Origin of the sequence: Pseudomonas capsici, assembly GCF_017165765.1 — a bacterium.
GTDB lineage: Bacteria > Pseudomonadota > Gammaproteobacteria > Pseudomonadales > Pseudomonadaceae > Aquipseudomonas > Aquipseudomonas capsici.
In genome coordinates this window covers 202,787-208,914 of record NZ_JAFGZD010000001.1, presented here as the reverse complement: position 1 = coordinate 208,914, position 6,128 = coordinate 202,787, and the positions used below count along the sequence as shown (strand labels likewise).

The 6,128-nt window shown below is 61.7% G+C and carries 6 protein-coding genes; 5 read left to right on the top strand and 1 reads right to left on the bottom strand.

The genetic code is table 11. The features are described from left to right. Window positions 1–3 precede the first annotated feature (3 nt). Genes JSY17_RS00920 through JSY17_RS00905 form a run of 4 tightly spaced genes read left to right on the top strand, consistent with a single transcriptional unit; the run spans window position 4 to window position 4,057 of the window. Complete coding sequence (locus JSY17_RS00920) at window positions 4–768, top strand: thioesterase II family protein (RefSeq protein ID WP_206401095.1); 765 nt, start codon at window positions 4–6, stop codon at window positions 766–768. Between the two features lie 12 nt (window positions 769–780). Further along, window positions 781–2,352, top strand: a complete 1,572-nt coding sequence (locus tag JSY17_RS00915) for a (2,3-dihydroxybenzoyl)adenylate synthase (protein WP_206401094.1) — start codon at window positions 781–783, stop codon at window positions 2,350–2,352. Between the two features lie 14 nt (window positions 2,353–2,366). Next, window positions 2,367–2,690 (top strand): isochorismate lyase, encoded by a 324-nt coding sequence (locus JSY17_RS00910; RefSeq protein ID WP_117180958.1) that lies wholly within the window; start codon window positions 2,367–2,369, stop codon window positions 2,688–2,690. After that, entirely contained in the window at window positions 2,687–4,057 is a 1,371-nt protein-coding gene (locus JSY17_RS00905; protein ID WP_206401086.1) for an isochorismate synthase, read from the top strand. The genes JSY17_RS00910 and JSY17_RS00905 overlap by 4 nt, the downstream gene beginning before the upstream one ends. A 168-nt stretch (window positions 4,058–4,225) precedes the next feature. On the opposite strand, the gene JSY17_RS00900 is transcribed toward JSY17_RS00905, so the two are convergent. Beyond that, window positions 4,226–4,780: a TetR/AcrR family transcriptional regulator gene (locus JSY17_RS00900; protein ID WP_117164829.1), complete on the bottom strand. Its 555-nt coding sequence runs from the start codon at window positions 4,778–4,780 to the stop codon at window positions 4,226–4,228. Window positions 4,781–4,958: 178 nt separating this feature from the next. Between JSY17_RS00900 and JSY17_RS00895 the strand changes: the two genes are divergently transcribed. After that, complete coding sequence (locus JSY17_RS00895; protein WP_117164830.1) at window positions 4,959–6,119, top strand: efflux RND transporter periplasmic adaptor subunit; 1,161 nt, start codon at window positions 4,959–4,961, stop codon at window positions 6,117–6,119. The last annotated feature ends 9 nt before the right edge of the window (window positions 6,120–6,128 follow it).

Below are 6,128 nucleotides of genomic sequence, written 5' to 3'. Positions count from 1 at the left end.
GTCATGGGGATGTTGCGACCTTATCTTCAGGCCGACCACTGCGACACCCACATGCTGCTCTGCCCCTTCGCCGGAGCCAGCAGTGGTGCGTTTCACAGTTGGCGCGGCCTGGACGAACCGGGCCTGGATCTGTCGCTGGCGGTCTATCCGGGACGCGACCAGCGCATGCATGAACCTTGTGTGCGTCAGGTCCAGCCACTGGCCGAAAGCCTTGCCGCCGAAATCCGGGCACTGAGCAACCCGCAGCGCCAGAAGCTGATTCTGGCCGGGCACAGCATGGGCGCTCAGGTGGCTTTCGAAACCTGCCTGCTGCTGGAAAAAGCCGGTACACCGCCCGCCGGGCTGGTGCTGTCTGCCTGCCATGCACCGCATCTGAGTGGCAGGCGTCTGCTCAGCCACCTGGATGACCAGCGCTTTATCGAGCAACTGGTCGCCATTGGTGGCTGCAGCGAAGAACTGCTGGCCGACCGCGACCTGCTGATGCTGTTCATGCCGTTGCTGCGCGCCGACTTCCAGGCCACCGAGAGCTATCACCGCCTGCTTGATCCACAGCGCCAGCGGCTGCGCACCCCGACCTTACTGCTGCACGGCAGCCATGACCCTGAGGCCGATGCCGAGGAAGTCGCTGCCTGGAGCCAATGGCTGTGTGGCGATCATCAGCAACATGCCATGGCAGGCGATCACTTTTATCTGACTCAGCGTCCCAGGGCCTTTGCGGCCCGGGTTCTCGACTTTATCGAGAACAGCATCAGCCCTTTCCATCATTAACGGGAGCCTGACATGAACACAGAACACAGACTGGCAAATGACCCGCTGCAACCCTATCTCGACCTGACACTTCCCCAGCGCCTGCAACACTGGGCGCAGGCCAAGGGCTCGTCTACCGCTCTGGTCGCAGGCGAGCTGCGCGTGAGTTACACACAACTCCAGCAACGGGTCGAACGTCTGGCAGGCGGGCTGGCGGCACTGGGCATCGTGGCCGGTGACCGGGTCATGCTGCAACTGCCAAACGGCATGGCTTTTGTCAGCGCTTTTTTCGCCGTGATGCGCATCGGCGCACTGCCGATCCTGACCATGCCCACCCAACGCGCCCAGGACATCGAAGCGCTGTGCCAACTGGCCGAGCCGGTGGCCTATCTGATCCCCGAGCGCATCCGTGACTTCGATTACCGGGAAATGGCCGTGGGCATCATCGAGCGCCAGCCCTCGTTGCGCCATGTGATTGTCGATGGCGAACCGGGAGCTTTTACTGCCTTGTCTTCCCTGGATGCGCCCTGCCCGCCATGGCCGATCATCGATCCGCGCGACACCGCGCTGTTGCTGCTTTCCGGCGGCACCACCGGAACCCCCAAGCTTATTCCCCGCAGCCATGCGGCCTACGCCTACAACTTTTCCCTTTCGGCAGAACTGTGCGAAATCGACAGCAACAGCGTGTACCTCGCAGTCCTGCCGACCGCCCATAACTTCACCCTGGCCTGCCCGGGTATCCTGGGCAGTCTGGCGGCAGGCGCGACAGTCATTCTGGGAGAAAGCGCCAGTTGCGATCAGGCGATGCCGCTGATCGAACGCGAACGGGTCACCCATGTGGCGCTGGTGCCGCCACTGGCCCAACTCTGGGCTCAGGGCCGGGAATGGGAGGACAGCGATCTGTCGAGCCTGAAGCTGCTGCAGGTCGGCGGTTCGCGACTCGATCCGGTTCTGGCGCAGCAGTTGCTGGACACCCTCGGCTGTCGGCTGCAACAGGTATTCGGCATGGCCGAAGGCCTGCTGTGCTACACCCGCCCCTCGGACTCTCTCTATGTGGTGATCAACACTCAGGGTCGCCCGCTGTCGCCATTCGATGAAGTACGGCTGGTGGACGCCGATCTGCAGGACGTCGCACCGGGCCAGACCGGTGAGTTACTGACCCGCGGCCCTTACACCATCTCCGGTTACTACCGGGCCGACGCCCATAACGCCGTCAGCTTTACCCGGGATGGCTTTTACCGCAGCGGTGACCTAGCGCGCTGGACCCCGGAAGGCAACATCATCGTCGAAGGCCGGATCAAGGAGCAGATCCAGCGCAGCGGGGAAAAGATCTCCGCCGCACTGATCGAATCCCACCTCAATGCCTTGCCTGAAGTCGAAGCCGCGGTTGTGGTTGCCGTACCCGACAACCTGCTGGGCGAGCGCATCTGCGCCTTCATTCTCGGCGAACAACCTCCGGGCGCCGCTCAGCAGGTACGCGACCAGTTGCGCCAGTGCGGGCTGGGCGAAGACAAGTTGCCCGATCAGTTCGAGTGGGTCGGTGCCTGGCCGCTGACCGCCGTGGGCAAGATCGACAAACGCCAACTCGCCGTCATGGCTCAGTGAATCCGGAGTTCTCCATGAGTGCCATCAAGTCCGCGCCCGACTGCCAGAACCTGGGCGACATACGCCTGGGCATCGACAGCATTGACCAGCAGATCGTCGACCTGCTTGCCCGACGCTTGACCTATGTAAAGGCCGCGACCCGCTTCAAGGCCGACGAACAGAGCATTCCGGCCCCGGAGCGGGTCGCGGCCATGCTTGAGGAGCGGCGGCAATGGGCTGCCGAAGCGGGCCTGCCGGTGGATCAGACCGAAGACTTCTTCAAGGACCTGATCCACTGGTTCATCAATCAGCAGATCACGCACTGGCGCACCCTGCATCCGGAGGCTCGTGAACAATGAACCCACTTCCCTCGTTCGACGGGCTTCTGGAATGCCTGAAACAGGCCCGGCAGCGGGTCAGTGCGCAGCGACCTCGGGTGCTGGCGTCGTTCTCCACGCCTTCACCGGAAGTCGAACCGCTGACCTTGTTCAGCGCCAACCGCCAGCACCTGCAACCGGCCAGCCTGTGGCACGTCAAGGCTCAGGCGCAATATCGTCTTGGGCTGGGGCTTGTCCACGAGTTCAATACCGATAGCACCGAGAGCTGGCAGACGCTCGAAACACGCTGGCAGAGTCTGGCGGCAGACGCCGTTGTGCATGGCCCCCACCGGCCGGCGCTGTTCGGTGGCTTTGCCTTTGACAGACAGCATCACCGGACCCGCTTGTGGCGAGATTTCCCCGATGCCGCCATGACCTTGCCGCGCTTCGAGTTGCACGAAAACGAAGGCCGCACACGCCTGATCGTCAATGCGCTAGTGGAACAAGACACCGCCTGTGAGCAACTGGCTGAAAGGCTGGTAGAGCAATGGGCTGCAGTTCTCGAGCGTCCCGTGCCCGGTACTCTTGTGCCGGCCGATAACTATGTGCGTCTGTCCATGGCGCATCTCTGGAAACAGGATGTGAGCAATGCGGTCAGCCAGATCCAGCGCAGCGATCTGAAAAAGGTCGTGCTGGCCCGCTCGCAGAACATACCGATAGCGCAGCCCTTGCATCAGGTCATGCAGCGTCTGTTGCACAAACAGCCCAATGCCTATCTGTTTGCCTTCGCCCGGCAGAACAGTTGTTTCATGGGGGCCTCGCCCGAATGCCTGCTGACCGTGCAGGGCAACAAGTTGCAGACCATGGCTCTGGCCGGCAGCGCACCTCGCGGTCGCAACACGGTTGACGATACAAGGCTGGGCGAGCAATTGCTGGCCAGTCAGAAGGACAATGCCGAGCATGCGATGGTGGTCGCCAGCCTGAAGGAATGCCTGAGTCAGCACTGTCTGGAACTGGATATCGCCCGACAGCCGCGTCTGCACAAACTGCCGCATATCCAGCATCTGCTGACGCCGGTCCAGGGCACGCTTGCACCCTCCACCAGCCTGCTGGGCATCGCCGAAAGCCTGCATCCTACCCCGGCGGTGGGTGGACTGCCGCGAAGCAAAGCCCTGGATTACATCCGCAATCATGAGCATCTGGACCGTGGCTGGTACGCCGGGCCGGTGGGCTGGCTGGATGATCGCGGCAGCTGCGAATTTGCCGTCGCCCTGCGCTCTGCACTGCTGGATGGTCAGCGAGCGACCCTGTTTGCCGGGTGTGGACTGGTCAGTGAATCGGAGCCGGAGAGCGAGTATCGGGAGAGCGATCTGAAAATGCAGACCATGCGCGAGGCGTTACAAGGATAGGCCAGCCGACCGATCAGTTAAGTAAGGCATAACTGTCACTTGTGGGAGGGGCCTTGGCCGCGACAGCCGGCTTGAAGGTGCTGAAAATGTGTTGCCTGTAAGCAGGTCGTCGCGGCCAAGGCCCCTCCCACGGATTGATATCCAGCCAGTTGGCGGGGGTGTGAACGCTTACTTCACACCTGCCCCTTGCAGGAAGAACTGCTGCAACAAAGCTGCCATACCCGAACGCGCTACCCGGCCGCGGCGCTCTGCATCCACCAGTCCGAACAGCTGCGACGCGAAGATTTCTGTCAGCACCGGCGCGCCGATATCGATCCGGAAAACACCTTCTCGCTGGCCGCGCAGAAAGAAAGCGTCCAGCGCTCCCGAGTACGGCATCCAGCGGGTGCCACCACAGCGCTCGTCCATGGAATCCGGACGCCACTGGAAACACAGGAACACCAGTACTTCACGATGGGTAAGGTGCCCTTCGATCAGACGACTCAATGCATCCAGCGGTGGAGCATGCTCCAGATCCGACGCTTCGATGACCTGATTCATCAGGTGCGAGCCATGGTTGAGCAACATTTCGATGAGGTTGTTGCGTGTCCCGCAGAAGCGATTGAGGGTCGCCTTGCTCACACCGGCAGCCTGGGCGATGTCCTTGACCGTACCTGCCGGGTGTTCGACAAGCGCGACAGCCAGGGCTTTCAGGAGTTTTTCATCAGCAGCGGGTAAATCCATTGGATAGCTTTTCACTCGTCGAAATGGCGTGGCGGGCATTGTGCAGAAAAAGCCCGTTTCCTCAAAGAACATTAACAATTGCTCACAAAAGATTCACATGAGCCAATATTGACTCACTTTAGTACAAAACAGATCATTCGCAACTTTAGCGACTAATGGGCGTTGCCCGGGTGAAAGCATGAGTACGTTGCGCGAATGGCGTGTTATTCCGGTTGTCACGCTGCTGGCCGCCTTGGGTCTGGCAGGTTGCGATCAAAAGGCCCAACAGGGCTGGGGAGCGTCAGGCGCGCCACGGGAAGTGGAGTCCGTGGCCGTCAAGGCCGAATCTTTCACGCTGGTCAACGAACTGCCAGGCCGCATCGAGCCGGTCCGTGTTGCTCAGGTACGAGCCCGGGTCGCGGGCATCGTGCTCAGTCGCAACTTTGTCGAAGGTGCCGATGTAAAGGCTGGCGATGTTCTGTTCCAGATCGACCCTGCCCCATTCAAGGCCGCACTTTCCAAGGCCCAGGGTGAACTGGCGCGTACCGAAGCCACGCTTTACGAGACCCAGGCCACCGTCAAACGCTATGAACCGCTGGTGAAAATCGAAGCGGTCAGCCAGCAGGATTACGACACCGCCAAAGCCGCACTGCAGAACGCCAACGCCGCCAGGCGCTCGGCCCAGGCCGACGTCGAGACGGCACGGCTGGATCTGGGGTATGCCACCGTCAGGGCACCCATCTCCGGTCGTATCGGTCGCGCCACCGTTACCGAAGGTGCGCTGGTCGGTCAGGGTGAAACCACATTGATGGCGACCATCCAGCAACTGGACCCGGTGTATGCCGACTTCACCCAGCCGGTGGCCGACGCTCTGCGCATGCGTAGCGCCATCCAGAACGGCAGTCTGCCCAAGGGCGGTGAAGACGCCTTGACCCTGAGTGTCGAAGGCACCGACTACCAGAGCCGCGGCACCCTGCTGTTCACCGATATCGCCGTAGACCCCACCACCGGCCAGGTTTCCCTGCGCGCCCGTTTCCCCAACCCGGACGGCATCCTGCTGCCCGGCATGTATGTGCGGGTTCATACCCCACAGAGCACCAGCGATAACGCCATCCTGATTCCTCAGCGTGCTATCAAGCGCTCCAGCGACGGCGCGGCCCAGGTGCTGGTCATCGGCAAGGATGGAACAGTGGAAGCCAGACCGGTGAAAACCGGTGCGATGCAGGGCTCGCGCTGGCAGATCACCGAAGGCCTGAATACCGGCGAGCAGATCATTGTCGGCAACATGACCGGTCTCAACCCTGGTGACAAGGTAGTCCCCAAATCGCAACCCGCTCAGCAGCAGGCCAAGGCCCAGTAAGGCCGACCT

Excerpts from the sequence above, each read along its gene's own strand:
- JSY17_RS00920 (WP_206401095.1), top strand. The coding sequence starts at position 4 with ATGGGGATGTTGCGACCTTATCTTCAGGCCGACCACTGCGACACCCAC.
- JSY17_RS00915 (WP_206401094.1), top strand. The coding sequence starts at position 781 with ATGAACACAGAACACAGACTGGCAAATGACCCGCTGCAACCCTATCTC.
- JSY17_RS00910 (WP_117180958.1), top strand. The coding sequence starts at position 2,367 with ATGAGTGCCATCAAGTCCGCGCCCGACTGCCAGAACCTGGGCGACATA.
- JSY17_RS00905 (WP_206401086.1), top strand. The coding sequence starts at position 2,687 with ATGAACCCACTTCCCTCGTTCGACGGGCTTCTGGAATGCCTGAAACAG.
- JSY17_RS00900 (WP_117164829.1), bottom strand. The coding sequence starts at position 4,780 with ATGGATTTACCCGCTGCTGATGAAAAACTCCTGAAAGCCCTGGCTGTC.
- JSY17_RS00895 (WP_117164830.1), top strand. The coding sequence starts at position 4,959 with ATGAGTACGTTGCGCGAATGGCGTGTTATTCCGGTTGTCACGCTGCTG.